The organism is Allobranchiibius sp. GilTou73, from assembly GCF_021391335.1.
Taxonomy (GTDB): Bacteria; Actinomycetota; Actinomycetes; order Actinomycetales; family Dermatophilaceae; genus Allobranchiibius; species Allobranchiibius huperziae.
This window is the reverse complement of record NZ_CP090051.1, coordinates 3170192-3194470: the sequence shown is the minus strand read 5'-3', so window position 1 is coordinate 3194470 and position 24279 is coordinate 3170192. Positions and strand designations below refer to the sequence as shown.

22 protein-coding genes and 1 pseudogene are annotated in these 24279 nt (G+C 70.5%); 10 read left to right on the top strand and 13 right to left on the bottom strand.

Annotated features, from left to right (window positions below):
• Positions 1-7 precede the first annotated feature (7 nt).
• The 7 genes from coaD (at position 8) to map (ending at position 5795) form a co-directional block, all read left to right on the top strand.
• Positions 8-508 (top strand): pantetheine-phosphate adenylyltransferase, encoded by a 501-nt coding sequence (coaD, locus tag LVQ62_RS15745; protein ID WP_233763025.1) that lies wholly within the window; start codon positions 8-10, stop codon positions 506-508.
• 102 nt (positions 509-610) lie between these two features.
• Positions 611-1183 carry a DUF177 domain-containing protein gene (locus tag LVQ62_RS15740; protein WP_179479692.1) on the top strand — a complete coding sequence of 191 codons (573 nt, stop codon included), beginning with the start codon at positions 611-613 and terminating at the stop codon, positions 1181-1183.
• Position 1184: 1 nt separating this feature from the next.
• Positions 1185-1379, top strand: a complete 195-nt coding sequence (gene rpmF / locus LVQ62_RS15735) for a 50S ribosomal protein L32 (RefSeq protein ID WP_179479694.1) — start codon at positions 1185-1187, stop codon at positions 1377-1379.
• A 14-nt stretch (positions 1380-1393) separates the two neighbouring features.
• Positions 1394-2140: a ribonuclease III gene (gene rnc, locus LVQ62_RS15730; RefSeq protein WP_255696436.1), complete on the top strand. Its 747-nt coding sequence runs from the start codon at positions 1394-1396 to the stop codon at positions 2138-2140.
• Entirely contained in the window at positions 2133-3023 is an 891-nt protein-coding gene (gene mutM / locus LVQ62_RS15725; protein ID WP_233763023.1) for a bifunctional DNA-formamidopyrimidine glycosylase/DNA-(apurinic or apyrimidinic site) lyase, read from the top strand. Before rnc ends, mutM begins: the two co-directional genes overlap by 8 nt.
• A 4-nt stretch (positions 3024-3027) precedes the next feature.
• The gene (locus tag LVQ62_RS15720; protein ID WP_233763021.1) at positions 3028-4962 is read left to right on the top strand and encodes a M3 family metallopeptidase; all 1935 of its coding nucleotides are present in this window, start codon (positions 3028-3030) and stop codon (positions 4960-4962) included.
• 65 nt (positions 4963-5027) lie between these two features.
• Complete coding sequence (gene map / locus LVQ62_RS15715; RefSeq protein WP_233763019.1) at positions 5028-5795, top strand: type I methionyl aminopeptidase; 768 nt, start codon at positions 5028-5030, stop codon at positions 5793-5795.
• Positions 5796-6294: 499 nt separating this feature from the next.
• On the opposite strand, the gene LVQ62_RS15710 is transcribed toward map, so the two are convergent.
• The 5 genes and pseudogenes from LVQ62_RS15710 to LVQ62_RS15695 all read right to left on the bottom strand — a co-directional run bounded on the left by LVQ62_RS15710 (position 6295) and on the right by LVQ62_RS15695 (position 11635).
• The gene (locus tag LVQ62_RS15710) at positions 6295-7965 is read right to left on the bottom strand and encodes a peptide-N4-asparagine amidase (protein WP_233763016.1); all 1671 of its coding nucleotides are present in this window, start codon (positions 7963-7965) and stop codon (positions 6295-6297) included.
• A gap of 32 nt (positions 7966-7997) precedes the next feature.
• Positions 7998-8594 (bottom strand): GNAT family N-acetyltransferase, encoded by a 597-nt coding sequence (locus LVQ62_RS15705; protein ID WP_233763014.1) that lies wholly within the window; start codon positions 8592-8594, stop codon positions 7998-8000.
• Positions 8575-10767, bottom strand: a complete 2193-nt coding sequence (locus LVQ62_RS15700; RefSeq protein ID WP_233763012.1) for a LuxR C-terminal-related transcriptional regulator — start codon at positions 10765-10767, stop codon at positions 8575-8577. The genes LVQ62_RS15705 and LVQ62_RS15700 overlap by 20 nt, the downstream gene beginning before the upstream one ends.
• Positions 10768-10952: 185 nt before the next feature.
• Positions 10953-11432: pseudogene (locus tag LVQ62_RS17915) on the bottom strand (ATP-binding protein); the annotation flags it as partial.
• 20 nt (positions 11433-11452) lie between these two features.
• Positions 11453-11635, bottom strand: a complete 183-nt coding sequence (locus tag LVQ62_RS15695) for a hypothetical protein (protein ID WP_233763010.1) — start codon at positions 11633-11635, stop codon at positions 11453-11455.
• Between the two features lie 183 nt (positions 11636-11818).
• Between LVQ62_RS15695 and smc the strand changes: the two genes are divergently transcribed.
• On the top strand, positions 11819-15433 hold the full coding sequence (smc, locus tag LVQ62_RS15690) for a chromosome segregation protein SMC (RefSeq protein WP_233763008.1): 3615 nt from the start codon (positions 11819-11821) through the stop codon (positions 15431-15433).
• Between the two features lie 18 nt (positions 15434-15451).
• Here the strand turns inward: smc and LVQ62_RS15685 are convergent, their stop codons facing one another.
• On the bottom strand, positions 15452-16675 hold the full coding sequence (locus LVQ62_RS15685) for a serine hydrolase (protein WP_233763006.1): 1224 nt from the start codon (positions 16673-16675) through the stop codon (positions 15452-15454).
• A 114-nt stretch (positions 16676-16789) separates the two neighbouring features.
• Here LVQ62_RS15685 and LVQ62_RS15680 point away from each other — a divergent pair, with 114 nt between their 5' ends.
• Positions 16790-17011 (top strand): hypothetical protein, encoded by a 222-nt coding sequence (locus LVQ62_RS15680; RefSeq protein ID WP_208051161.1) that lies wholly within the window; start codon positions 16790-16792, stop codon positions 17009-17011.
• A 62-nt stretch (positions 17012-17073) separates the two neighbouring features.
• The gene (ftsY, locus tag LVQ62_RS15675; RefSeq protein WP_208051160.1) at positions 17074-18315 is read left to right on the top strand and encodes a signal recognition particle-docking protein FtsY; all 1242 of its coding nucleotides are present in this window, start codon (positions 17074-17076) and stop codon (positions 18313-18315) included.
• A 63-nt stretch (positions 18316-18378) separates the two neighbouring features.
• Here the strand turns inward: ftsY and LVQ62_RS15670 are convergent, their stop codons facing one another.
• The 7 genes from LVQ62_RS15670 to LVQ62_RS15640 all read right to left on the bottom strand — a co-directional run bounded on the left by LVQ62_RS15670 (position 18379) and on the right by LVQ62_RS15640 (position 24226).
• Entirely contained in the window at positions 18379-19602 is a 1224-nt protein-coding gene (locus LVQ62_RS15670) for an O-succinylhomoserine sulfhydrylase (protein ID WP_208051159.1), read from the bottom strand.
• Between the two features lie 3 nt (positions 19603-19605).
• A complete protein-coding gene (locus LVQ62_RS15665) occupies positions 19606-20031 on the bottom strand; it encodes a rhodanese-like domain-containing protein (protein ID WP_233763004.1) in 426 nt (141 codons plus the stop codon).
• On the bottom strand, positions 20028-20228 hold the full coding sequence (locus LVQ62_RS15660; protein ID WP_179479711.1) for a DUF1737 domain-containing protein: 201 nt from the start codon (positions 20226-20228) through the stop codon (positions 20028-20030). The genes LVQ62_RS15665 and LVQ62_RS15660 overlap by 4 nt, the downstream gene beginning before the upstream one ends.
• 63 nt (positions 20229-20291) lie before the next feature.
• On the bottom strand, positions 20292-21494 hold the full coding sequence (locus LVQ62_RS15655; protein WP_233763002.1) for an HNH endonuclease signature motif containing protein: 1203 nt from the start codon (positions 21492-21494) through the stop codon (positions 20292-20294).
• A 204-nt stretch (positions 21495-21698) separates the two neighbouring features.
• Positions 21699-22031, bottom strand: a complete 333-nt coding sequence (locus LVQ62_RS15650; RefSeq protein WP_208051155.1) for a hypothetical protein — start codon at positions 22029-22031, stop codon at positions 21699-21701.
• Between the two features lie 54 nt (positions 22032-22085).
• Entirely contained in the window at positions 22086-22475 is a 390-nt protein-coding gene (locus tag LVQ62_RS15645) for a hypothetical protein (protein ID WP_233763000.1), read from the bottom strand.
• Between the two features lie 50 nt (positions 22476-22525).
• Positions 22526-24226: a C40 family peptidase gene (locus LVQ62_RS15640; RefSeq protein ID WP_233762994.1), complete on the bottom strand. Its 1701-nt coding sequence runs from the start codon at positions 24224-24226 to the stop codon at positions 22526-22528.
• Positions 24227-24279: the final 53 nt, after the last annotated feature.

The following is a 24279-nucleotide window of genomic DNA, read 5'->3' as shown; positions in this document are numbered from 1 at the left end:
TGCCGTCATGCCCGCCGATCCGCGACGTTGCGTGTGCCCCGGTTCCTACGATCCGTTCACCGCGGGCCACCTCGACATCGTGACCAGGGCGAGCGCCCTCTACGACGAGGTCGTCGTCGCCGTGCTCTTCAACCCCGCCAAGCAGGGCACGTTCGAGCCCGCCGAACGGGTCGCACTGATCGAGGCGTCCACGGCGCACCTTCCCGGGGTGCGTGCCGCGGCGTACGGCGACCGGCTGGTCGTCGACGTGTGCGCGGAGCTGGAGGCCGGCGTGCTCGTGAAGGGGCTGCGCGACCAGGCCGACTACGGGTACGAGCTCCCGATGGCGCAGATGAACCGCGAGATGACAGGTGTGGAGACGGCGTTCCTGCCCGGCGACCCGGCGATGGCTCACTACTCCAGCTCGCTGATCCGACTCATCGCCGCCCACGGCGCGGACGTCTCGGCGATGGTGCCGCCCCCGGTGCTCGGGCCGTTGCTGGAGCGGCTGCGCGACCGGTCGCAGTGAATCGTTTTGGGCCAGGCGGCATCGAGCCGGTATCGTTCTCGATTGGTCTTGTCGCCTGTGACGGGACCGACCCTTCTCGATCATTCGTGAGACAACGACACCATGCACCTTGATCCACGCTCACCCCTGGTCCTCGACACCCGGGAGCTCGGGCGGCGACCCGGCGCGATGGCGTCGTTCTCCCGCACGATCGAGGCACCGGACGATCTCGGCACCGAGGTCATCCGCGTACCCGCCGGTGCGCCGGTCCACCTGGACCTGCGCCTGGAATCCGTCATGGAGGGGGTGCTGGTGTCCGGGTCGGTGACGGCGCAGGCGGTCGGCGCATGCGTACGGTGCCTGGAAGAAGTGCTCGTCCCCGTGGACGTCAGCTTCCAGGAACTCTTCGCCTACACCGACCGGGTCGTCCACGCAGACGAGGTGGGCGATGACGACGACGACCGGCACGAACTGGACGGCGACCTGCTCGATCTGGATCCCGTGCTGCGTGACGCGGTGGTGCCTGCACTGCCGTTCCAACCGGTATGCCGGGCCGACTGCCCGGGGTTGTGCTCCGAATGCGGAGCGCTCCTCGCAGACGACCCGACGCATCACCATGAAGTGCAAGACCCACGGTGGGCAGCCCTGGCCGGACTGGCCGGAGCACCCGCCGACACCGACGAGAAAAGGAACTGACGTGGCTGTCCCGAAGCGGAAGATGTCCCGCTCCAACACCCGTTCACGGCGCGCGAACTGGAAGGCGACGCCCGTCGCGGTGTCCAGCTGCCCGGTCTGCAACGAGCTGAAGCAGCCGCACCTGGCCTGCCCGTCCTGCGGTAGCTACAACGGTCGTCAGTACCCCGACGCCGTCCGCGCCGAGCACCAGGCCTGAGCTCTACCCACGTTGTGAGCAGTTCCAGGCGGTCCGCGCGGCACGACGCAGTGCAGCGGCCCGTCACGGAGTTGGCCCGGATCCTGCACGACAAGACCGGGGCCGCCGTCGACGAGGAGCTGCTGCAGCGTGGGCTGGTGCACCGCTCGTACTCCTACGAGAACGGCGGTGTTCCGCACAACGAACGCCAGGAGTTCCTCGGGGACGCGATCCTCGGGCTCGTGGTGACCGATCACCTCTACCACGCACACCCCGACCTGCCCGAGGGGCAGTTGGCGAAATTCCGTGCGGCAGTGGTGAATTCGCGTGCCTTGGCGGCAGTGGCGCGTGAGATCGACCTCGGTTCGTTCGTGCTGCTGGGCAAGGGGGAGCTCTCCAGCGGTGGCCGGGACAAGGACTCCATCCTGGCCGACACGATGGAGTCGGTCATCGGCACCGTCTATCTGTGCGGCGGGGTCGCCGCGGCGGCTCGGCTGATCCACGACCTGATGGACGGCCGTATCGACGCGAGCGCCGAGCTCGGCGCCGGCCTGGACTGGAAGACCTCCCTGCAGGAGGTCGCGTCCGCCGCCGGGCTCGGCTCTCCCCACTACACGGTGCAGGAGCAGGGACCCGACCACGACAAGGTCTTCACGGCCACGGTGCTGGTCGTCGGCGAGCCGGTCGGCACCGGCATCGGGCGCAACAAGAAGTCCGCGGAGCAGCTGGCCGCCGAGCAGGCGTGGCGCCGGCTGAAGGAGCGCACGGGCACCGGTGCCTGAACTGCCTGAGGTCGAGGTGGTCCGCCGGGGGTTGGCCGACCACGTCGTCGGCCGTCGCTTCCTCTCCGTGCAGGTGCATGGGGCGCGCGTCGCACGCCGGCACATCGCGGGGCCGGTCGATCTGGCGGCCCGGCTGACCGGCCTGGGCGTCCACGAGGCATCGCGGCGAGGTAAATACCTGTGGTTGCGCCTGGACGGCGACCAGGCACTGGTCGTCCACCTCGGGATGAGCGGCCAGATGCTGGTCGAGCCGCCCGACGCGCCACGCGAGAAGCACGCCCACGCGATCTTCGACCTGGACGACGGGCTGCAGCTGCGTTTCGTCGACCAGCGCACCTTCGGGGGTCTGCAGCTGATCGATCTGGTGCCGGACGAGGTGGGCGCGACCCTGGAGGACGCACCCCGGCTCGTACCGTCGGTGATCACCCACATCGCACCCGACCCGCTCGAAGCGGCGTTCGAGCAGGAGGCGGTCGTGCGGGCGATGCGGCGTCGGCGTACCCAGATCAAACGTGCGCTGCTGGATCAGTCGCTGGTCTCGGGCATCGGCAACATCTACGCGGACGAGGCCCTGTGGCGCGCGAAGCTGCACGGTGAACGCGCGACCGACCGGCTGCCGCTCGCGACGCTGCGCAGCGTCCTCGACGAGGCAGCCGCGGTGATGACCGCCGCGCTCGGCCACGGGGGCACCAGCTTCGACGCGCTGTACGTGAACGTGAACGGCGCGAGCGGCTACTTCGAGCGGTCCTTGGAGGCGTACGGGCGCGAGGGGCGGCCGTGCCGCCGGTGCGGCACGCTCATCGTGCGGGAGTCGTTCATGAACCGGTCCTCCTTCAGCTGCCCGCACTGCCAGCCCCGTCCTCGGTACCGGGGTTTAGATTGACGCGGTGACGACGCAGACCACCGACAGCACCGCGAGCGCGCTCGAGCTGCCCGCTCCCGACGACACGATGACCTGGCTCGGCGACCGCTCGCGCGGGAGCCTGGAGCGCGCCCGCGAGATGGTGCGCTCGCTCAAGGCCGACCCGCCGTCCGATGCGCTCGCGGTCCTGCGGGCGTGGAACGACGTCGAGATCGAGGTCTCCAACGCCCGGGCGAGCGCGGCGGTCTACTCCGAGACCAACCCCGAGAAGGACGTCCGCGAGGCGGCCGACGTGACGATGCAGCAGGTCGATGAGTTCGCCACCGACCTCGGCCTGGACGGTGAGCTCTTCGAGATCTTCGACGCGCTGTCGAGCGAGGGACTGGACCCGACGGCTGCGCGCCTGCTGGGACGGCAGCTGCGCGACTTCCGCCGTTCCGGCGTCGACCGCGACGAGACGACCCGGGCCCGGCTGCGTGAGCTGGCCCAGCTCGAGCTGCGCGCGAGCCAGGAGTTCGGGCGCAACATGCGCGAGGGCGCGCGGTCCATCCGGGTGCGTCCCGAGGATCTGGCCGGCATGCCGGCCGACTGGCTCAGCTCGCACGAGCCGGACGACGACGGCCTGATCACCGTCAGCACCGACTACCCGGACTCGGTCCCGGTGGGCACGTTCTGCTCGGTGCCGGCCACCCGACGTGCGATCAGCCTCGAACGGCTCAACATCGCCTGGCCCGCGAACGACGAGGTGCTGCAGCGTCTTCTGACGCTGCGCGCCGAGCACGCCGGGCTGCTCGGTTACAAGGACTGGGCCGACTTCACGGCTGAGACCAAGATGATCCGCACCGGGTCGGCGATCAACGAGTTCATCGACAAGATCGTGGCCGCCTCCACCGACGCGGCGCAGCGCGACAAGCAGATCGTGCTGGACCGGCTGCGCCAGGACGACCCCGACGCGCAGGACATCTACGGCTACGACCTGCCGTACTACAGCGAGCTGGTGCGCAAGGAGCGCTTCGACGTCGATGCGCAGCTCCTGCGCACTTTCTTCCGCTTCGACGCCGTCCTGCAAGGGCTGCTCGCGGTGACCGGTCGGCTGTTCGGGCTGACCTGGGGGCCCGTGCCCGACGCGCCGGTCTGGTCACCGGACGTCGCGGCGTACGACGTGCTGCGCGACGGCACCCGGATCGGGCGCATCTACCTGGACCTGCACCCGCGGGAGGGCAAGTACAAGCACGCCGCGCAGTTCACCCTGGTCGAAGGCGTCCGCGGCCGACAGCTGCCCGAGGGCGTGCTGGTGTGCAACTTCAGCCGCGGGCTGATGGAGCACTCCGAGGTCACGACCTTCTTCCACGAGTTCGGCCACCTCATCCACCACATCGTGGGCGGGGCTCAGGACTGGGTGGAGTTCACGGGTGTCGCCACGGAGTGGGACTTCGTCGAGGCACCGAGCCAGATGCTGGAGGAGTGGGCCTGGGATCCCACCGTCCTCGCCGAGTTCGCGGTCGATGCCGACGGCGCCGTCATCCCCGAGGCTCTGGTGCGCCGGATGCGCACAGCCGACGACTTCGGCAAGGGATATCTCGCACGGACGCAGATGTTCTACGCGGCGCTCTCGGTCGGTATCCACCAGCACAGACCCGAGGATCTGACGACCGCCGTACGCGAGGCGCAGCAGCGGTATTCGGTCTTCCCGTACATTGAGCACACCCACTTTCAGTGCGCGTTCGGGCACCTGGACGGGTACAGCTCCGGTTACTACACCTACATGTGGTCGTTGGTCATCGCCAAGGACATGTTCAGCGCGTTCCACGCCGAGGATCTCTTCGAACCGCACGTGGCCGCGCGTTACCGCGACCGGGTGCTGGCGCCCGGTGGCAGCAAGGACGCCGCCGACCTCGTCGCGGACTTCCTGGGTCGCCCGTACACGTTCGACGCGTACGCCGCGTGGCTGGCCGAGTAGGACGCATCGCCCGGGCGGCGTCGCCGTTTTCGGTGGGCCGAGGGACGCGGCATACGGTGGACGACGTGATCGAATTGAAGTCGTCCGCCGAGATCGACCAGATGCGCCCTGCCGGGAAGCTGGTGGCCGCCGTGCTGACCGCGTTGAAGGACGCGGCCGACGTGGGGGTCAACCTGCTCGACCTCGATGCGTTGGCACACCGGATGATCCGCGAGGCCGGCGCAGAGTCGTGCTACATCGACTATCACCCGAGCTTCGGCGCGATGCCGTTCGGCAAGGTGTTGTGCACCAGCGTGAACGACGCTGTCCTGCACGGGCTTCCGCATGACTACGCGCTGCGTGACGGCGACCTGCTGTCGGTGGACTTCGCGGCGTCGTTGAACGGGTGGGTCTCCGACGCCGCGCTGTCGGTCGTCGTCGGCACGCCGCGTGAGCAGGACCTGGCGCTCATCGACTGCACCGAGCGCGCGCTGACCGCCGGCATCGCCACCGCGCGGAGCGGCAACAAGCTCGGAGACGTGGGCGCGGCGATCGCGCAGGTCGCGCACGACGGCGGCTTCAGCGTCAACACCCAGTTCGGCGGACACGGGGTCGGCCGCACCATGCACGGCGAGCCGCACGTCCCGAACGACGGGCGCGCGGGTCGCGGCCTGAAACTGCAGCCGGGACTGGTCATCGCGATCGAGCCGTGGTTCATGCACACGACCGATGAGATCTTCACCGACCCCGACGGATGGACGCTGCGCAGCGCGGACGGCTCACGTGGCGCGCACAGCGAGCACACCATCGCCGTCACCTCGGGCGACCCGGTCGTCCTGACCGCCCGCGACTGAGCTGCCCCGTTGCAGGACCTGACCGTCGAATGCGATGACGGCGTCACCCTGCACGTCGGCGTCGTGGGCGACGGGCCCGGTGTGCTGCTCATCTCCGGTGGGCCGGGGTGCGTCAGCTATCTCGAGGACGACGCACTCGCCCCGCGAGGAATGCGGTCCTGGTTCGCGGAGCCTCGTGGCGTCGGACGCTCCGGGGAGGCCCGCACGACCTCGCGCAGGTCGTCCGCGACCTGGAGAGCCTGCGGCGCGCGGCCGGGGTGGCGGACTGGGTGGTGGTCGGCCACTCCTTCGGGTCGGATCTGGCGGTGCGGTACGCGTTGGACCGCAGCTGGTCGGCAACTTCTGAAAGACCCATCCCGACCTGTGGGCGGATGTCGTGACCGACGCGTGTGCGTCGGCCTGGGCCACCTCTCGCTGAGATCCGGCTTCGCGAGGGTCCCGTTGCCCGCAGACCCTCCCGAAGCCGGATCTCACCGAGTGGTGCGACCGTGGAGAGGGCTCAGACGCCCAGGTGCCGGTCGGAGGTCACCCGCCCGTGGTCGGTGGTGATGACGTGCCAGTACGGGCGACCGGTGGCGCCCGTGCCGATGTACGAGGTGGTCGAGTGTCCGTCGGACTCGCTGGTGACCCCCTTCGATCTGGCCAGCACGCCGTACGACGAGACGCGCCAGTCGTAGGCGAGCCCGGTGGCGTGCCTACCGTCGGTGGCGAACCGGGCCACGTCCTGTGCCATCGTCACCGTCCCGGTGAGTGAGAGGTTCTGGTCGTCGGTGTAGTCGGCGGCCGAGAAGTCCACGGTGATCGGGTACGACTCGCGCAGGAAGAGGCCGCGCACGGTCCGGGCGCCCACGCGGGACACCGACCGCGTCGTCATCAGGTCCTGCTGGCGGATGGACTGCACCGCTCCGGAGTCACTGACGGTGCCCGCGTTGCTCCGGGTGCGCCCGGTCGACACGGTGGTGACCACGCGGCCCGCCGAGGTGTCGATGTAACCGGTGACCGAGTCGGCGCGGCGGGCGGTCTGGGAGTAGTGCACCGCGCCCTGCCGGGCGGGGTCGACCGTGGTGTCCGTGGTCGCGGCGGCCGCGACGTTCGCCGAGGTGAGGTTGCCCGAGGTACGCGCGCGGTGATGGTCGGTGTAGAGGAAGAGCGCGGCCGTGACGTTCCACGTGTCGCCGATCGGGGAGATGGCGAACGTCAGGGTGTGCGACTTCCCGTCGACCAGCCGACCCGCGAAGGGCGTGAGGTCCAGTGACTCGGCCCGCAGATCCAACGTGTCGATCGCGAGGACCGGACGCCACAGGGTGGGCACGATCCCGCCGGAGTAGATGTGCGGGTAGGTCCCCACCGCACCGGCGCGGGTGCCGTCGACCGCCACCGTCGCCTCCCGGAAGGAGCCGGCCGCGCACAGGCCCGCGTCGGGGTAGTCGGCGGCGACGGCGTCCGGGACCGCGGTGAACCACTGCTCGTCGCAGCCGTTGCCCTTGAGCGTGACGTCGAGGCGTGCGCCGGTGATGTTGCGGGGCAGCCCGCTGACCGTGGTGCTCGTGGTGTGGCCCGCCGGGTTCAGGTCCTGCACGGGCACCCCGACCACCTTGTCCGGCACGCTCGGCGCGGGGTGCCGGGAGTCGGCCAGGTAGTAGGTGATGCGGACCGTCTGGTCGTAGACGCCGGTATAAGTCGAGTCCGTGTAGTTGACGTACCCGCCGGTGAACGGCTGAGGCGCCCGCAGCAGGGCGGAGAAGTCGGTGATGTCCTTGGAGAAGGAGAACGTCGTGGGGGTGGGGCCGCCCGGCTCCTGGGTGGTCCCGAACCACACGGTCACGCCGCCGATCGTGAGGGTGCCGCTGCGGTCGTACTGCCGTCCGCTGACGGAGGTCGTGGAGTCGAGCACGACCTTGGACCACGCCTTGCCGTCACACGCCGCCGGGGGAGCCAGCGTGCCGGAGTAGTTCTGCGCGGATCCTCCCGCGGCATTGGACGGGAAGTGCGAGGCGAGGGTCGCCGTGCAGTGCTCGGTGGCCGGTCGGCTGATGGGCGGCGCGGCACTCACCGGATTGTCGGCGCCGTTCTCGATGTATCCCGCCGCCGATGCGCTCTGCGCACCGATCAGGCACGACGCGAGCAGGCTGAGCACGACGGTGAGCAGGACGGACAGACGACGACGCACGGCGGCTCCCTCAGACGGTGGTACGACCGAGCCTAGGACGGAGTGCGGGAGGTTCGCGGGCCTGACGCCTGCGAGATGACGCTGTAGACGTACATGTCCTTGCGTTCGTCGCCGACTTGTTGCCAGCTGCGCAGCAGACCCTCGCGCGCGTATCCGCAGGCTTCGGCAGCGCGCCACGACCCCTCGTTCCACGGCTCGACATACAACTCCAGGCGCGCGACGGCGTCCAGGCTCATGGCCCAGTTCGTCAGGCATCGCAGGGCCGCTCGGGCATATCCACGGCGGCGGAACTGCGGAGCGATCCAGTAGCCGGTCGAGGCACGTCCGGTGCTGACGGTGCCGGTCCAGAGCCCGATCTGGCCGACGGCGTCGTCCGTGTCGTGATCGGCGACGGCGAAGGAGTAACCGGCGCCCTGCGCGAGCCGGTCGTGCTGGCGGTCGAGGTATGCCGCGACGGCCCGGTCGGTGCCGCTGGCCGCGACCGTCGTGATCAGGGGAATCAGCGGGTCTCCGCCACGGATGCGATGAGCGGCGCGTCGCGTCGCTCGAAGGCCCGCAGTGTCACCGGAGGGTGAGCGAGGCGCGGGATCGCCGACGGTAGAACGGTGCTCACGGCGTGGTGGTGGCATCGGACGGGGCGGCAGCGGGCAGGAGGCCCTGGGCGCTGGCGGCCATCGCCGCCTCGGTGCGGTTCGTGACGCCGAGCTTGGCCACGATGTTGGAGACGTGCACGCTCGCGGTCTTGACGCTGATGAAGAGCTCGCGCGCGATCTGGCCGTTGGTCCGCCCTTGTGCCACGAGTTGGAGCACTTCGCGTTCCCGAGCGGTCAGGGTCGGGTGAGACTCCACCGGAGCGGCGACAGCGCGGACGCCGAGGGCGTGCATCGCGCGTTGGGCATCCGACGCCACCACGCGCGCCTCCTTCGCCGCACCGGGCTCACTCGAAGCCCCGAGCGCCCGGGCCAGGTGCGTGCGCGCCCGCGCCGCCTCGAGCGGGATCTCCAGCTGGTCGAACTGCCGTACGTCGGTGCGCAGCAGCGTGATCAGCTCGGCCGGCGGCTCTCCGGTGCCGCCCCAGGCGAACCGCGCGACTCCCGCCTGCACCCGGGTCACCCACGCCACGGACTCCGGCCCGAGGTCGTCCAGTGCCTTCGACCGTGCGGCGACCTCGTCGGTCGCGTCGGCGAGCCGAGCGACGTCGGCTGCGTACTCCTGGTCGGTCGCGGTTGCGAGGTGTCCGATCGCGATGCCGGACAGGCGGATCCGCGCATCGATCAGTGGCGCGTTCCAGGTGGCGCGGAAGATCTCGTTCACCTCGTCGAGGGACCGCAGCATCTCGTCCGGCCTGGCCAACGCGCCCCGCACGTCGATCAGCGCCGAGCCTGCGTGCACCGCCAGGAAGACGTCCTTGGACCACTGCGGCCGCAGCTCCAGGGCGATCTGCAGTGCACGCTCGTGCTCGCCGCGGGCCATCGCCAGCGTGGCGGCCACAGCACGGAGCTGGTAGGTCGCGTACGGCGCTTTGCGCAGCTGTGGTGCGGCCAGCAGCTGTTCGGCACGCGCCCAGTCCCCGGTCTGCACGGCCCAGTAGGCCGACGCGACCCTCGCGTCCATCCCGAACAGAGCCAGTTCGTGGCGGGTCTCGATCGAGCGCTGCAGGGCGACCTCGAACGCCTGCTGTGCCTTCCGGTGCCGGCCTTGACGGGTGTACACCCGCGCGACCTGGTGCAGCGCTCGCACCTCCGGGTCGGGTTCGGCCGCGCGTCGGGCGGATTCGGCGACGTCCTGCAGTTGCCCGAGGGCGGCGGCGCTCTCGCCGTGCAGGTCGACGATGCGCGCGCTCGTGGTGTCCACGTCGAGCAGGACCGCAGGCAGCTCCAGCTCCTGCGCGAGGCGGCGCGCCGCCGTGAGCTCGACCAGGGCGGTGTCGAAGTCGTCGACGAAGAAGCACCACCGACCGAGCAGCGCGTGCAGTTGGGCGGCGCGCGCGGTGGGACCCTCCGGCTCCAGCAGGCGGATGGCGTGGCGCAACTCGACCGTGGGGTCCAGCGGGTCCCCGGTGGGGATCGCGGCCGACACCAGACCGATGACCAGGTCTGCGTAGTCGTGCGCCGCGAGGCCGGGAACGGCGAGTGCCTCGCGCGCCGTCTGCGCGGCCCGATACGGGTCGCCCGCCGCGAGGAGAGCCGTCGAGGTGCGCGCGGCGATCTGCGCGAGGGGTACCGGGGGCGCGACGTCCGGGTGGCGCGCGAAGATCGACAGAGCGTCCTCGTAGAGCCGGGCGGCGTCCGCCGGGCCGACGGCGCGCATGGCCTCATCGCCCGCCCGGACTGCCGCAGCCGCTGCGACGTCGAGCTGCCCGGCGGCCTGTGCGTGATGGGCCAGGTCGGCTGCCGCACCGAGTTCGCTCGATGAGCTCAGCGCCTCGACGTACGCCGCGTGCCACCGGACGCGCTCACCGGGCAGCAGGTCGTCATAGACCGCCTCGGCGAGCAACGCGTGCCGGAAGGTGTAGCTGTCGGTGCCGCGGGCCTCCAGAAGGTTGTGGTCGACCAGGGCCGCCAGCGCCTCCTCCAGGGCGGTCTGGGACAGCGGTACGACGGTCGCCAGGCGCGCGTGGGTGACCGACCGCCCCGCGGCGGACACGGCGCGTACGACGGTCCGCGCGTCGTCGGACAGGGCGTCGACGCGGACGAGCAGCAGATCTGCCAGATCCTCCGGCACGCCCGTGCAGTTCGCGCGATCGACCGCGAGCAGCTCCTCGACGAAGAACGGGTTGCCGCCGGAGCGCTGCAGCACCATGTCGACCTGCTCGGTCGTGATGGCCGGCCGCAGGCCGGTCGCGAGGTGCGTATGTCGTCGTCCCGCAGTGGTTCCAGGATCATCCGCTCGACGCCGGGCAGACGACCCCACTCGCCGAGGATCCGGCGCAACGGATGCCTCCGGTGCAGGTCGTCGGCGCGGTAGGACGCGACGAACCGCACGGGACCCTCGAACTGGCGGGTGAACAGGACGGTCAGCAGATCGCGGGTCGACCGGTCGGCCCAGTGCAAATCCTCCACCATCACCGTGATCGGTCCTTGCGCCGCGAGGGTCTCCAGAGAGGCGTGCACCGCGTCGTACAGGACACCGGGCCCGGCGTCGGCCTGACCGGCGTCCGCGGCGTCGTACCCCGGCAGCAACGACCCGAGCAGCGGCCGCCGGGCGACGAGCTCGCCCACCAGGTCCGGTGCGGCCTGGTGGAGCCGGCCCCACATCTCCGACCAGGGCAGGTAGGGCGCGCTGCTCTCGCCGAGGTCGAGGCAGTGACCGATCAGGACCCGGTCGGTGGTCGCGGCGGCCAGTTCGCGCAGCAGCCGGGTCTTGCCGACCCCCGCATCGCCGCCGAGCAGCGTGATGCCGGGTGCCGCGAGCAACTCGCGCAACTCACGGTCCCGGCCCACGAACGGTCCGACGACGACGGGCATGCCGCCATTGTGCTTCGTACTCACGCGTGCCGGGCGGACCCTCGCACGACCGGCTCGGTGTGGGAGTCCAACAGGCTGAGCAACGCGTGGAACCCGCGCTTACAGCCTTCGGAGGTACGCCGTGCGGCGGCGTACTCCTGCGTGAGGCGCTCGCGGTGCTGCTGGTCGATGGTGTGGGCGACGGCGCCGGTGATGGGGTACATGACGATTCCTGACGGTTGACGGTGACTGACAACCTCGAGACTGCTCATCTGAGGTAGTGCGCCACATCGGGCGATTGCCCTATCTCCTGCGCCGAATGTCTTAGACCCGTCGGTAGAGTCGGCGGCACGGTTTCGCCCGCCCTGTCCGGCCCAGCCCCGCAATGTCCAGGAGTCCTCCACCCCGTGTTCGTCAAGAGCCTCACCCTGAAGGGCTTCAAGTCCTTCGCCTCGGCGACCTCGATGCGCCTGGAGCCCGGGATCACCTGCATCGTCGGGCCCAACGGCTCCGGCAAGTCCAACGTCGTCGACGCACTGGCGTGGGTGATGGGCGAGCAGGGCGCGAAGACCCTGCGCGGCGGGAAGATGGAGGACGTCATCTTCGCCGGTACGCCGGGGCGTCCCGCGCTCGGTCGCGCGGAGGTCACCCTCACCATCGACAACACCGACGGCGCCCTGCCGATCGACTACACCGAGGTGACGATCAGCCGCACGATGTTCCGCAGCGGCGGGTCGGAGTACGCGATCAACGGCACCAACTGTCGGCTGCTGGACGTGCAGGAGCTGCTGTCCGACTCCGGCATCGGCCGGGAGATGCACGTCATCGTGGGCCAGGGTCAGCTCGACGCCGTGCTGCGTGCGACGCCGGAGGAGCGCCGCGGCTTCATCGAGGAGGCCGCCGGCGTCCTGAAGCACCGCAAGCGCAAGGAACGCGCGTTGCGCAAGCTGGAGACGATGGAGGCCAACCTCCACCGGGTCGGCGACCTCACCACCGAGATCCGGCGCCAGCTCGGACCGCTCGGCCGGCAGGCCGAGACCGCGCGCAAGGCCGCCACCATCCAGGCCGACGTGCGCGACGCCCGGCTGCGGTTGCTGGCCGACGACCTTGTGCAGCTGACGAGCGCCCTGGAGCAGGACATCGCCGACGAGGAGGCCATGCTCGCCCGTCAGCGGCGAGCCCAGGCCACTCTCGACGGCGGAGAGGCCCGACTGGCGCAGGTCGAGGAGCAGGCCCGCGCAGCTGCGCCCGCGCTCACGACCGCGCAGGAGCAGTGGTTCGGCCTGTCGTCGCTGGCCGAACGCATCCGAGCGACGGAGACGCTCGCGGCGCAACGGGTCCGGCTCCTGGCCGAGGCCGAGGAGCACGAGCAGGGCAGCACCGGGCGCGACCCGGAGCAGCTGCGCGCCCAGGCCGCCAAGGAGCGCGCCCGGCATGAGGATCTGCTGGCGCAGGTGAGCGCGGCCGACGAGGAGCTCGCAGCCGCCGTCGCGCGCCGGGAGGCCGCCGAGGGCGCCCACCAGGACGAGCAGCAACGCGTCGCCCGGCTGCTGCGCGCCGCCGCGGACCGCCGTGAGGGTCTGGCCAAACTCGAGGGTCAGGTGGCTGCCCGGCGCAGCCGCATCGAGGCGGCGCAGGCGGAGATCGGCCGGCTGGAGGCGGGCGCCGAGGAGATCGAAGTGCGCGCGACGCGGGCCGAGCGCGAGTTCGCCGCGCTGGAGTCCGGACTCGCGGAGGACGAAGAGGGCGAACAGGGTCTGGACGCCCAGCACGAGCGTGCCGAGGCGGAGCTCGCACAGGCGCAGGCGGCGCTGGACGAGGCGACCCAGGACGAGCGGACCGCCGAGCAGGAGCGCTCCGGGCTGCACTCTCGGCTGGAGGCACTCGAGCTCGGGCTGCGGCGCGGTGACGGTGCCGCGCACCTGCTCTCGTGGGGTGAGCAGCACGGTGTCCGCGGGTCCGTCGCGTCCCTGGTGCAGGTCGAAGCCGGGCGCGAGGTCGCCGTCGCCGCGGCGCTGGGGTGGGCCGCCGACGCCGTGGTCGTGGCCGACCACCAGCAGGCGGCCGCCGCGCTGCAGGAGTTGCGCGAGGCGGACGCCGGCCGCGCGGGGATCCTCGTGGCGCATTCGACCAACGACCGCCGGCGGATGGGGGAGAGCGGGCCCGACACCGCGTGGGCGTACGACGTCGTCTCCGCACCGGACGAGTTGCGCCCGGTCGTCGATCAGCTGCTCGCAGGGGTGCTGCTGGTGGAGGACCCCGCAGCGGCCGCCGCCATGGTGGCCCGTGACGCCAAGGTCATCGCCGTCACCCGCGACGGCGACGTGTTCGCCGCCGATTTCGTACGCGGCGGCTCGGCGGCCGCGCCCAGCACCCTGGAGATCCAGGCCGCGGTCGATGACACGAAGGAGCGGATGTCGCAGGCCGCGTCTCGCGGGGAGCGTGCACGTTTCGCCGCGCAGGAGGCCCGCGCCCAGGTCGAGCAGCTCCGCGAGCAGGTCGACGCGGCCCTGGAGCGGCTGGGGGAGTCCGACGCCCGGATGGCCGCCGTGGCCGAGCAGCTGGGGCAGCTCGGCCAGACGCTGCGCTCGGCACGCAGCGAGCGCGAGCGTGGCGGGCGGTCGCTGGCCGCTGCACGGGAGTCGTTGGGCAGCAACGAGACCGAGCTGCAGGAGTTGCAGGAGCGACTTGAGGCGGCGCACGCGGACCCGGGCGCGGAAGAGCCGGACACCGACGACCAGCCCCGGCTCGCGGCCGAGGCGGCCGCCGCCCGGTCGGCGGAGACGGAGCACCGCCTCACGCTGCGCAGCCGGCAGGAGCAGGCCCGCGCGCTGGAGGGCCGGGCCGAGGCCCTGGAGGCCACCGCACGCTCGGAGGTCGAGGCCCGCCGCAAGGCGCAGGAACGCCGCGAACGCCGCCGCCGCGAGGCGTTGGTCGCCGCACAGGTGCGCGACGACGCCGGGCATCTGGCGCAGCGCACCGTCGAGGCGCTGGCCGTTGCCCAGGTGCGGCGCGACGAGGCGCAGCAGCGACGTACGACGCTCGAGGAGGCCGTGCGCGCGGCACGCGAGGTGGTGACGGCAGCCGCCCAGGAGGTGCGCGAGCTGACCGACTCGGTGCACCGTGACGAGCTGGCCCGTGCCGAGCAGCGGCTCAAGGTGGAAGCCATGCAGACGCGCGCGGTCGAGGAGCACGGCATCGCCCCCGAGGCGCTCGTCGAGGAGTTCGGCCCGCACCTGCTGATCCCGCACGTGCCCGGCCCGGACGACGCACCCGACGACGCGCCCGAGCCCGTCGCGTTCGTGCGCGAGCACCAGGAGAAGCGGCTGCGGTCGGCAGAGCGCAAGCTGGCCCAGCTCGGCCGGGTCAACCCGCTGGCGCTGGAGGAGTTCGCGGCGCTGGAGGAGCGGCACACCTTCCTGACCACCCAGCTGGACGACCTCACCCGGTCCAAGAAGGACCTGTTCGACATCGTCCGCGAGGTCGACGAGCGCGTGGAGCGGGTCTTCGCCGAGGCGTTCGCCGATACGGCACGCGAGTTCGAGGGCGTCTTCGACCGGCTCTTCCCCGGCGGTGAAGGGCGCCTGACGCTGACCGAACCGGGCGACATGCTCACCACGGGTATCGAGGTCGAGGCCCGTCCGCCCGGCAAGAAGATCAAGCGGTTGTCGTTGCTCTCCGGTGGCGAGCGGTCGCTGGTGGCGGTGGCGCTGCTGGTGTCGATCTTCAAGGCGCGGCCGAGCCCGTTCTACATCATGGACGAGGTCGAGGCCGCTCTGGACGACGCCAACCTGGGGCGCCTGATCACCCTCTTCCAGGAGCTGCGCGACTCCAGCCAGCTCATCGTGATCACCCACCAGAAGCGCACCATGGAGGTCGCCGACGCGCTGTACGGCGTGTCGATGCGCGGCGACGGCATCACCACCGTCGTCTCGCAACGGCTGCGGGACGTCGCGCCGGAGGCGATGGGCGCTCCGGCCCCCGCGCGGAAGACGGAAGAGGAGCTCACGCCCGCACGCTGACGCGCGCGTGCGCCGGGATCAGTCGACGAGCGCGGCGTACACCAGCTGGCGCAGCTCGGTGCGCAGCGGATAGCCGTTCGAGGGCATCTGCTGGGTCATGAAGACCGTGGTGAGGTCCTCGGCGGGGTCGACCCAGAAGACCGTCGACGCCATGCCGCCCCAGCCGTATTCGCCCGGCGACGTCGGGTAACCGGCGGCCGTCGGGTCCAGCATCACGCTGAAGCCCAGGCCGAAACCCACTCCGTTGAACGGCGTCTCGGCGTAGAGCGGGATGCCGAAGGAACCCAGGTCGGCGCCGCCCGGTAGGTGGTTGGTGGCCATGAAGTCGACCGTCCGGTTGCCGAGGAGGCGCACGCCGTCCAGCTCACCGTGCCCGAGCAGCATCCGGGCGAAGCGGGTGTAGTCGTCCATGGACGAGACCAGCCCGCCGCCGCCGGACAGGTAGGTCGGCGGTTTCAGCGCCGCGGCCCCGAGCGCGTCCAGCGGCGTCGGGGCGCTGCCGCCGGCCCCGTGGTACAGCGTCGCGAGCCGGTCGGCGTCCACCGCGTGGAATGCGGTCTCGTCCATCGCGAGCGGCTCGAAGATCTCGGTGCGGAAGAACTCGTCCAGTGACCTCCCGGACACGACCTCGACCACCCGCCCCAGCACGTCGGTGGCGACCGAGTAGTTCCAGCTGGTGCCGGGGTCGAAGCGCAGCGGGAACGCGCCCATCGCATCGGTGGCCTCGGCCAGGTCCATGCCGGCGGGCACGCCTATCTCGAAACCGGCCGTGCGCATCACCTCATCGGTCGGGTGCACCCGCAGGAAGCCGTATGTCAACCCGGACGTGTGGGTGAGCAGATGGCGCACCCGCATCGGACCGGCGGCGGGCCGCGTGACTGCGGCAGCAGCCTGGCCGCCGACATAGACCCGCTGATCGGCGTATGCCGGGAGGTAGGTGGCGACCGGGTCGTCCAGCCGCAGCAGGCCCCGCTCGACCAGCATCATCGCCGCCACCGAGGTGACCGGCTTGGTCATCGAGTAGATCCGGTAGAGCGTGTCGACCGTGGTGGGCGAGCTGCTCGCGATGTCGCGCATCCCGCCGTACGCCGAGTACGCGACCTCCCCGTGTCGCACGACCTGCACGTGGTAACAGGGCAGATGGCCCCGGTCGACGTACCCCTGCAGGTGCTCGTCGAGACGGCTGAGGCGGCTCGCGTCGAAGCCGGCGGCAGCGGACCTGTCGTGATCTTGGACACCCATGGGGCTCATCGTGGCACCCGCCCTCGCGGGAAACCGCCGCGGGCGCCTCTGCGCACAGTGACCGCGCGTGTCGGTAATAGGGAACTCACAGCCGCACCCCGCAGAATAGAGGGCATGTTGTGGCTCGTGGGTGCCCTGTTGCTCTGTCTCGTCCTCGCCGGCGTCGTCGTCGGCCTCGTTGCCGTCCCCGCCCGCCGTGAAGGTCGCCAGGTGCTGACCGAACGAGGCGAGCAGATGCTCACCTCCGTCACCGACCGCGGGCGTGACAAACGGGCGAAGGGCGACGACGTCGAGCAGGGCAGCAGCGAGACGTCGGGAGCGCATAGCGCCTCCTGAGACCGACCCGCCTCGACGGGCGGTGGTCTCGAGCACCCTGTCGCGTTTGCGAGGATGGGGCGGTGGACAGTCTCTGGGAGATCCTCACCGTCATCACCGTCGTCGTGCTGGGCGGGCTCGGCCTGCTCGTCGCCTTCGTGCGGGGCAGCGCGACGCGCCGCCGCACGGCGGCTCCGCCCGCGCCGCCGCGCGAGGAGAAGGTGCGCGGCGCCAACACCTACCAGGCGGGCAGCACCGCCAGGATCGACACCAGCAAGACCGCTGAACCGCCCGCACCACCGACCACCCCGCGGCCCACGCCCGAACCCGAACCGGTCGTCGTCGCGCCCCCGGTCGAGCCCGAACCGGCCGCTCCCGCCGAGGTCGCGATCGAGCGCCCCGAGTCGGCACGCAACCGGATGGGCCGCCTGCGCTCGCGCCTCGCGGCCTCCAACAACGCGATGGGCAAGGGCCTGCTCGGCCTGCTGGCCGGCGGTCAGCTCGACGAAGCGGTCTGGGAGGAGGTCGAGGACACCCTGCTCGGCGCCGATCTCGGGGTCGAGGCCACCACGGAGCTCGTGGACGCGCTCAAGCGACGGGTGCAGGTCGAGGGCAGTGCGACCCCCGAACAGCTCGAGGGCTGGCTGCATGAGGAGCTGCTGAAACTCGTCGATCCGACGATGGACCGGCGGATCGCGGCCACCCGGGTGGGTGACCGACCGGCGTGCGTGATGGTCGTGGGCGTCAACGGCACCGGCAAGACCACGTCCGTGGGCAAGCTCGCGCGGGTGCTCGTCGCCGAGGACAAGGACGTCGTCCTGGGTGCCGCCGACACCTTCCGTGCGGCGGCCGCCGACCAGCTGCAGACCTGGGGCGAGCGGGTCGGCGTGCCCACCGTGCGCTCGGACCGTGAGGGGGCCGATCCCGCCGCCGTGGCCTTCGACGCGGTCAAGGACGCCGCGGACGTCGAGGCGGACGTGGTGATCATCGACACCGCCGGCCGGCTGCACAACAAGGTCGGTCTGATGGACGAGCTGTCGAAGGTCAAGCGCGTCATCGAGAAGCAGAGCGCGATCGACGAGTGTCTGCTGGTGCTCGACGCCACGACCGGGCAGAACGGTCTGCGGCAGGCCGAGGTCTTCGCCCAGGCGGTGGACATCACCGGCGTCGTTCTCACCAAGCTGGACGGCACCGCCAAGGGCGGCATCGTCGTGCTGATCCAGCGTCAGCTGGGCGTGCCGGTCAAGCTGGTCGGACTCGGGGAAGGGCCGGACGACCTGGCGCCGTTCGACCCGGTGGCATTCGTGGACGCCATCCTCGACTGACGCGCCCTCCGCACACGGATGGGGTCATTGCGCGCTCGATAGGGCGCGCGACGACCCCACTTGTTAGCTGTGCAGCGCCCGCGCCAGGTCCTCGCGCAGGTCCTCGACGTCCTCCAGTCCCACCGACAGTCGGACCGTCGCCTCGCCGATGCCGACCGCGGCGCGCCCCTGCGGGCCGAGTTTGCGGTGGGTGGTGGTCGCAGGATGGGTGACCATCGACTTCGCGTCGCCGAGGTTGTTGGAGATGTCGATGATGCGCAACTCGTCCAAGAGCCCGAACGCCGCGGCCTTCGCGGCGGCCGGGTCGTCGTCCTTGGTCGCCAGATCGAAGGTGACGATCGTGCCCCCGCCGTCCTGCTGGCGGCGGGCCAGGTCGTACTGCGGGTGTGAGGGCAGGAACGGGTAGCGCACCGACGCCACCTGCGGTCGGTCCTGCAGCCACTGCGCCAGGTCGGCGGCAGCAGCGCTCGCCGCTCGGACTCGCAGGTCGAGCGTTTCCAGACCCTTGAGCAGCACCCAGGCGTTGAACGGGGACATGCTCGGCCCGGTGTTGCGGATCATGGTCTGCACCGGGCCGTTGATGTAGTCCTGGCTGCCGAGGATCGCCCCGCCCAGCACCCGGCCCTGCCCGTCGATGTGCTTGGTCGCGGAGTAGACCACTACGTCGACACCCATCGGGATCGGCCGCTGCAGCACCGGGGTGGCGAAGACGTTGTCGACGATCACGGTCGCGCCGGCTGCGTGCGCGAGCTCGCAGACGGCCGCGATGTCGATGATGTCGAGCATCGGGTTGGTGGGGGTCTCGAAGAACACCACGTCGGCGGGAGTGGCAAGGGCCTGATCCCACTGAGCGAGGTCGTGGCCGTCGACGTAGTCGGTGCGCACGCCCCACGTGGCCAGGATCTCCTCGAAGATCACGACCGTGGAGCCGAAGAGGGCTCGCGCGGAGACGATCCGCGAGCCCTGCTTCACCAGAGCGGCCAGCGAGGTGAACACGGCCGACATTCCGGTCGCCGTCGCGTAGCAGGCGGGTGCGCCTTCGATCAGGCGCAGCCGCTCCTCGAAGGTGGACACCGTCGGGTTGCCGTAGCGGCTGTAGATGAACCGGTCCAGGTCGCCGGCGAACGCGGCTTCGGCATCGGCCGCCCGGTCGTAGACGTAGCCCTGGGTGAGGAACAGCGCCTCGGAGGTCTCATCGAATCCGGTGCGCTCCTGGCCGCCGCGGACGGCGTACGTCGCGGGACGCAATCCTTCGGGCAGCGCTGGCTTGGGTCGTGGCTCACTCATGGATCAGGATTGTTTCCAGGGCAGTCCGGCCGCGCGCCACCCACCGCCGCCGCGGTGCCCCGCGTCGTCCAGGCCGCCCTCGAACCCCTCGAGCACGTTGTACGCCGGCCCGAGGCCCGCCGCTGTCGCGGCCTTGGCGGCACCGATCGAGCGCTGCCCGCTGCGGCACAGGAAGACCACCGGTCGTCCGTCGCCGGGGGTGACGCCGGCTTCGCGCACGTCGTCGACGAAGTGCGGGTTCGACGATCCGTCGGGGAAGCTCACCCACTCCACGAACTCGGTCTCCCGGCCCAGGCCCGTGATGTCCGGGACACCTACATACGCCCATTCGGCGGTGGTGCGGACGTCGACGAGAACGGCGTCGTCGTGCGCGGCGAGCAGCTCCCACGCCTGCTGAGGCGTCAGGTCGCCGGCGTACCCCTCGGTCATGCGTTCTGCACCGAGCCGTCGGCGGGCGTCGGCAGGACGACGGCCTGCCCGGTGACGACCCGCGTCCCGTCGTAGGTGAGCGCCGGGGATCCGTGCAGCACGTAGCCCTCGTCGAGGGCGGTGCTCACCCGCTCGCAGAAGGCTTGGTCGTCGGTGCCGGTGATGAACCTGTAACGAAGGCGCGGTGTCTCGCTCATGGATCCATCATCACCCACCTGTTGCGTGGCGTGCGGCCCGTGGTCGTCCAGCGGACAGCGTGCTCACTGCCTGAGCTGGCCACTGCTGCGGCGGCGAAACCTGACCTGGTCCAGGTGCAGGATCTCGTTGGTGGGTCCGGTGTAACGCGGTGGTGCTGGCTGAACCGGGGGTGGTGTTGTGCCGGGTGGGGCGGTGGCGGCGGCTGGTTCGATGGGGTGGCCGTGGCGGGTGGCGAATCGGAACCGTCCGGGGCGACCGTCGCTTGGTCGGATAGTGAAGTCGCCTGCGTGATGGCGGTCGTGGTGGTGGGGACACAGGCTGATCAGGTTGGCGATGTTCGTGGGTCCGCCGTCGGCCCAGTGAGTGATGTGGTGGCATTCCAGGTGGTGGATCGCTGCGCAGCCGGGGTAGGCGCAGCCGCGGTCGCGGTCTTCGACCAGACGTCGGGTGCGGCGGGGCACGATGCGGTGGGCGCGTCCGACGTTGACGGTGGTGCCGCCGGTTTCCCAGACGGGCTGGACCGTGCCGTCGCAGGTCCACTTTCTCATGAGGTGCGGTGGTAGGGCGCCGCGTGTGGTGAGCCAGCCTTGGCCCGACGTGTCGAGGTGCAGGTAGATGCGGAATTTGTCGGCCCGTCCGGCAATCTCGGTGGTACCAGCCTGCAGGGAGCGGGTCGCCAGGTGGGCCATCGCGTCGGCGAGACGTACTCGCCGCCCCTGTTCTTTGCTGTCGGTCGCCAGGAAGAGGGCGTCTTTGGCTTCGATGAGGGCCTGTTCGACCAGTGCTCCGATGTCGGCGGGTGCGGAGTAGGTCAGGTGGAACCGGTCGTGGTCGTAGTGCATCGAGAGTTCTGCGGGTTGGGCGGCGACGGAGAACTGGTCCGGTGCTGGAGGAGTGGTGTCCGGCTGGTCGGAAAAGTCGTACTTGACCAGGGCACGGCGTAGTTGAGGCACGGTGGCGTGCACGGCCAGGTCCACGACGGCCAGGTCGTGCCCGACCGGGGTGTGCGCGGCGACCACGGCGGCCTGACCCAACGAGAGCCGACCGGAGTGCACCTCCCGGGACAGGGCCGGTAGCTCGGCGGACCGGGTCGCGATCCGGACCAGGTCGCGGGCGGTGGCGGGGGAGACTCCGGCGAAGCAGGTCAACCAGTGTTCGGGGGAGCGGATCCCACCGATCGCCCACGACTCAGTGCGCACCAGGTCTGCGACCAGGTCGATCAGGTCGGCATGCGCGGCGTTCAACCGCCCACAGATCAGGCTCACCCGAGCGAGCGGATCAGCAGTCGAACCATGCTTCGGCACAACGAGATTCGAGCTGTCAGCGACAGCTGCGAGGCCCGGTGCCGAACTCATGTATGAGGTCAACCACCCGCCACCGACAGCCCCTGAACGCAAGAGAAGGGACCGCGCCGGTGGCGCGGTCCCTTCCCTGGTCTGCGAGCTAGATCCCGCTGCGGACGGCGCGGATCACGGGTGGGCCAGGTACTCGCTGGCCACCCAGCCGGTCAGCTTCTTCGAGCCGTTGTATCCGTAGCCGTAGACCCAGTAGTGGCCGCCTCCGGAGCGACCGGAGGAGCTGCAGTAGTGGAAGAGGGTGCCGCGCTTCACCTGTCCGACCGTGCCCGAGCTGGTGCTCGGGCTGCTGTGCACCTTCAGCCAGTCCGCGGTCTGCACGGCGCCGTAGCTGTCGATCGAGCAGCTGTAGCTGGCGGTCGCTGCGTGGGCCTGCGCGATCGGGACCGACAGCGGCAAGGTTGCCAGTGCGCCGGTGGCGAGGACGAGGGTGAGTGCCTTCTTCATCTGATGCTCCTTGGGGTAGGGGTCGTGCGACGGGCGGGTGAGGTCACGAGACCCTCACGGCCCGTACGGTCCGAGCTCGATGGAGTTGATGGGGGTCAGGTAGACGTTGTTCCAGGACGCGCCCTTGGCGTGCGACTCGCCCCAGTTGCCGAGGCCGGAGTTGCAGCTCTTGCCGTTGTAACCGGTGCAGAACGCCAGGCCGGCGTTGTACTGGTTGTTGAGCACGTAGTGGTAACCGACCTGATTGCTGAGGTTGTCCGTGCCGTAGTGGTAGTACCGCTGTGACGGGTGGTCGCCGTTCCAGCCGGCGTTCTGGGGATAGATGCACACGTAGCCGTAGGCGCAGCCGTGCACGGTGCTGCCCGCGGCGTGGGCAGGGGCGACGCCGGCGAAACCCAGCGCGCCGAGGCCCAGCGCCGAGACTGCTGCGATGCGTTTGTACATGAGCCGTTCTCCGATCTGTGAGGGGTGTGCGGGGTGGTGAAGGGGTGGCGTCACCACATCCGGACGGCGCCCCAGAAGGTGTCGCCGGTGGTGACGCTGGTGATGCCGTCGTGGTCGCCGGACTGGTAGGCGTTCATCTGCTTGCCGTTGCCCATGTAGATCGCGACGTGCTCGCCGGCGTTCTGGCCGTACCAGAGGATGTCTCCGGGCTTGAGCTGCGACAGGTAGTTGTCGACCTGGCCCGAGCCGCCGTGGCTGGCAGCGTTGATGACGGCCTTGTGCGGGAGGGCGAGCGCCTTGGACCACTGGCCCCACGTGTAGCCGTCGAGCGCGTCCACCCCGGTGGCCTGGTAGTAGGCCCATCGCACGAGGCCGGAGCAGTCGAATCCGTCGACGTGGCAGTCGTTCGGAGCGCCGTTGCTCGGGTCGCACGAGCCGTAGGTCGGGCCGGGCGTCGAGCCGTGGCCGCCGTCCCAGGCGTAGATGCTGTATTTGTACATCGAGTCGCTGGTCACGGTGACCCGGCAGGCCTGCTGCATCATCTTCAGCGTCAGACCGGGGAGCCCGGTGTATGCCGTACCGCACGCGCTGCCGTTGGTGTTGGCGCCGCCGTTGCTCGGCGGGGAGGGCGGCGTCGGGTTGGTGGAGCCGCTGCCGCAGGACGGCAGGTTGACCCAGTAGTCCTGTGAGCCGGTGAAGTACACCGCCGGCACGTATCCCGTGGCGCCGTGGTCATCACCGATGGTCTTGGCCCAGCTCGAGGAGCTGTAGCCGCCGACGGTGGCGGTGGAGCCGTTCACCCGGCAGTAGAACCAGTTGGCCGAACCGCCGGTGTGCAGGTGGTCCACCACGCCGGAGGACGTCGAGGTCGAGCCGTAGAGCGGCACCCCGCCGGACGGCACCCAGACCGGGCAGTAGTACGCGGTCCCGCCCGAGGGGTTGTGACCGAGCGTGCAGCTGTCGTCCGAGGGCGGCGGCGCGGGCGTCGAGCACGCGGGCATCCCTGCCCAGTAGTTCTGCGAGCCGGTGAAGTACACCGCCGGGACGTATCCCGTGGCGCCGTGATCGTCGCCGATGGTCTTGGCCCAGTCGGAGGAGGTGTACCCACCGACCGTGATCGAAGAGCCCTTCTGCTCGCAGAAGAACCAGTTGCCGGTGCCCGCGGTGTTCAGGTGGTCCACGACCCCCGATCCGGAGGAGGTCGATGCGTAGATCGGCGTTCCGCCGGACGGCGTCCAGATGCCGCAGTACGACACCGTCGTGCCGGACTTGTTGGTGCCGGAGTGACAGGAACTGCCCGACGAGCCGGTCCCGCCGGAGCAGCTCGGCAGTCCGGCCCAGTAGTTCTCACTGCCGCTGAAGTAGACAGCGGGCACGTAGCCGATGGCGCCGTTGTCGTCGCCGACGGAGCGGGCCCAGCTCGTGGACTTGTACCCGGAGGCGGTCGCGGTGCCGCCCGAGGTCGAGCAGTAGAACCAGTTCGCCGTTCCTCCGCTGTGCAGGTGGTCGATGACCGAGGAGCCCTGCGACGTGCTGGAGTAGACGGGGATCCCGCCCGAGGGCACCCAGACCCCGCAGTAGTAGACGCTCTGGCCCGATGCGTTGTGCCCCGCGGTGCACCCGTCGGCGGCGTGCGCCGGGGTGGACCATCCGAGGGACAACATCGCGACCGAGGTGAGGAGCAGTCCGAGGAGGACGGTCAGGATCCTCGGTCGCGTGGTGACTCCGGGGTGGAGCCGATCTTCTTTCATGGTGTGCCGCCTTCGCAGTCCCGGTCGCTGGTGGGGAGGAGCGCGGGCAGCAC

Bases quoted from the DNA above. Each gene is read 5' to 3' on its own strand.
- LVQ62_RS15740 (WP_179479692.1), top strand. From the start codon at position 611: ATGCACCTTGATCCACGCTCACCCCTGGTCCTCGACACCCGGGAGCTC.
- LVQ62_RS15700 (WP_233763012.1), bottom strand. From the start codon at position 10,767: ATGGTGCTGCAGCGCTCCGGCGGCAACCCGTTCTTCGTCGAGGAGCTG.
- LVQ62_RS15680 (WP_208051161.1), top strand. From the start codon at position 16,790: ATGTTGTGGCTCGTGGGTGCCCTGTTGCTCTGTCTCGTCCTCGCCGGC.
- LVQ62_RS15645 (WP_233763000.1), bottom strand. From the start codon at position 22,475: ATGTACAAACGCATCGCAGCAGTCTCGGCGCTGGGCCTCGGCGCGCTG.
- LVQ62_RS15685 (WP_233763006.1), bottom strand. From the start codon at position 16,675: ATGGGTGTCCAAGATCACGACAGGTCCGCTGCCGCCGGCTTCGACGCG.
- LVQ62_RS15665 (WP_233763004.1), bottom strand. From the start codon at position 20,031: ATGACCGAGGGGTACGCCGGCGACCTGACGCCTCAGCAGGCGTGGGAG.
- LVQ62_RS15695 (WP_233763010.1), bottom strand. From the start codon at position 11,635: ATGTACCCCATCACCGGCGCCGTCGCCCACACCATCGACCAGCAGCAC.
- LVQ62_RS15640 (WP_233762994.1), bottom strand. From the start codon at position 24,226: ATGAAAGAAGATCGGCTCCACCCCGGAGTCACCACGCGACCGAGGATC.
- LVQ62_RS15670 (WP_208051159.1), bottom strand. From the start codon at position 19,602: ATGAGTGAGCCACGACCCAAGCCAGCGCTGCCCGAAGGATTGCGTCCC.
- LVQ62_RS15660 (WP_179479711.1), bottom strand. From the start codon at position 20,228: ATGAGCGAGACACCGCGCCTTCGTTACAGGTTCATCACCGGCACCGAC.
- LVQ62_RS15650 (WP_208051155.1), bottom strand. From the start codon at position 22,031: ATGAAGAAGGCACTCACCCTCGTCCTCGCCACCGGCGCACTGGCAACC.
- coaD (WP_233763025.1), top strand. From the start codon at position 8: ATGCCCGCCGATCCGCGACGTTGCGTGTGCCCCGGTTCCTACGATCCG.
- LVQ62_RS15705 (WP_233763014.1), bottom strand. From the start codon at position 8,594: ATGCCACCACCACGCCGTGAGCACCGTTCTACCGTCGGCGATCCCGCG.